Below are 2,244 nucleotides of genomic sequence, written 5' to 3'. Positions count from 1 at the left end.
CTGGTTCATCGCTCACTTGCCGGACAAACCGAAGGAAAGTCGTACGGCGTAAGTCCCGGTGCGCACACGTACAGGAGGTCAACGATGAGTGCGCTGACCAGAGCCGCCGTCATCATGGACGCATGGGAGCCTGCTCGCCCCAGCGCGTGCTTGCAAAGGCCGCGAGAAAGCGTTCGAGATCGGCCGCCGGCAGGCCGTCGATGCCGGCGGCACGCGCGCGACCGCCCCCGCCGAAGCGGCTGCACAGCTCATCGGCGCCCGACGGCGACGCGAGCGGCGCGCGCACGCTGACCACGTACGCGCCCGTACCCTGCAGCTTGAGCACCGCATGGGCGCGCTGCGGCTGGGCGTTGGCCAGCTCGTTGGCGAGGCAGCCGAGCACGCGCCGGCTCCACGCCGCGTCGGGAAGAACGAGCACGCTGCCGCGTGCGTCTTGCCAATGCGGCGGCCAGGCCAAGGCCTGCCGCAGGTCGGCGCGGCGCTGTGTGTCGATCGCGTCGGCAATGCCTTCGTGCGCGAGCATGTCGTGCGGATTGCGGTAGCGCGCCATGACCGCATACAGGCGCGCCGGGGCGATGCACACATCGCGCTCGTCGTCGCCGTAGGCGTTGTAGTTGATCGTCTCGCCGAGCCGGCGCAGCCGAAGTCTGTCGTCGCTGCCGATGCCGGAATCGATCGCCAAGCGGTCGGCGACGCCTGCCAGGTTGTCACCGTAGGCGCCGACCAGCGCCCAGGCGCGAAAGGCACCGCCGATGCAGCGGTCGACCAGCAGGCTGGTACAGACGTCGCTGGCGCAGTCGACCTGCACTTCGAGCACGGGATGGGAGGGGATGTCGCGCACCGCATGGTGATCGAAGTAGCGCACGCGCACGCCGACGCCGAGCAGGCCCAGCAGCGCGGCCCGGTTGCGCTGCATCGACAGGTCGAAGACGTTGACTTCGTCGCCGGCGTTCGCGTGCACGCGCTCGAGCAGCGCGATCTCGCGCTTCAACCCGGTCAGCAGCGTGGCGGGCACCGGCTCATGGAGCCGCCACTGCAGCGCGGCGCACAGGCCGTCGGCGTCGCCGTTGCAGACATCGAAGCGCTGCGTTGTCACTCTTCCTGCCGTCACGGCGACGCCCGCTTTGCGAAATCGCGTCTGGCCGTATCGAGCAGCGCGATGACTTCGTCGTCCTCGATCTGATGGAAATCGCGGTAGTGCGCGCCGACAGCGTGAAAGAACTCCGGCTGCGACAGGCACACGAGGTCGTCGACCTCGGCGCGCAATTGCGCCGCGGTGTCGGCCGGCGCCACCGGCACCGCCAGCACCAGACACGCCGCGTTGGAGCGCTGCAGCGCCTTGAGTGCGGCACGCACCGTCGTTCCGGTGGCGATGCCGTCGTCCACAAGAACCACCGATTTGCCGGCCAGCGGCACCGGCCCACGACCGCGCAGGTACAGCGCGCGGCGCCGTTCGATTTCCTTCAGTTCATGCGCAGCCTCGGCATCGACATAGGCTCGGTCGGCGCCGCTCAGGCGCAGGCTCTCCTCGTCGACCACGATCTCGGGATGGCCGCCATCGACCACCGCGGCGACGGCTAGTTCGCGCTGACCGGGCGCGCCGATCTTGCGCACCATCAGCAAGTCGAGCGGTGCGTGCAGCGCGCGGGCCACCTCGGCCGCCACGGGCACGCCGCCGCGCGGCAGCGCCAGAACCACGGGATCGACCAGCCTCAGCGCAGCCAGGCGCTGCCCCAGCAGGCGTCCGGCCTCGACGCGATCCATGAAGGCTTCCATGATCGAGAGGATCGCGCAAGCGCGTGCGACGGACTTGCGATTTATCAATGTTTCCATGCGACGGTGGCAGCAGCATCGTCGCGCAAGCTTGGCCTGCGGCCGGGCTCTTGAATGAAGGATGGTGTCTATGCAACTCGTCTGCCCTTCCTGCGGAGGCCACCGCAGAGTGAAGATGGCCCATGTGTCCGCCCTCGCCGCCTTCGCGCAGGCAGCCTGAGCGCGGCGACGCTGCCATGAACTACATCCGCTGGTTTTCCGACGTCGGCGTTGCCGACGTGGCGTCGGTGGGCGGCAAGAACGCGTCGCTCGGCGAGATGGTCCGCGAGTTGGCGCCCCAGGGCGTGCGCGTGCCCAACGGTTTTGCCATCACCGCCGCAGCCTACCGTCACGTGCTCGACCAGGCCGACGCATGGCCGCGTCTGCACCGGGCGCTCGACGGGCTGGATGCCAGAAACGTCGACGACCTGG

At 69.1% G+C, this 2,244-nt stretch carries 3 protein-coding genes; 1 reads left to right on the top strand and 2 read right to left on the bottom strand.

All coding sequences use genetic code 11. The annotated features are described in order from the left end of the window. Positions 1-112: 112 nt before the first annotated feature. Together RMO12_RS09135 and RMO12_RS09130 are read right to left on the bottom strand one after the other, a co-directional pair. Positions 113-1,096: a hypothetical protein gene (locus RMO12_RS09135; RefSeq protein WP_309639050.1), complete on the bottom strand. Its 984-nt coding sequence runs from the start codon at positions 1,094-1,096 to the stop codon at positions 113-115. A gap of 11 nt (positions 1,097-1,107) precedes the next feature. Beyond that, positions 1,108-1,833 (bottom strand): phosphoribosyltransferase, encoded by a 726-nt coding sequence (locus RMO12_RS09130; RefSeq protein ID WP_309639049.1) that lies wholly within the window; start codon positions 1,831-1,833, stop codon positions 1,108-1,110. A gap of 176 nt (positions 1,834-2,009) precedes the next feature. Here RMO12_RS09130 and RMO12_RS09125 point away from each other — a divergent pair. Then, positions 2,010-2,244: PEP/pyruvate-binding domain-containing protein (locus tag RMO12_RS09125; protein WP_309639048.1), on the top strand; the 235-nt coding region annotated here is incomplete at its 3' end.

Origin of the sequence: Methylibium sp. (assembly GCF_031393925.1) — a bacterium.
Classification (GTDB): domain Bacteria; phylum Pseudomonadota; class Gammaproteobacteria; order Burkholderiales; family Burkholderiaceae_C; genus Methylibium.
Note: the sequence above shows the minus strand (reverse complement) of the source record. Positions and strands in the feature narration are given on the sequence as shown.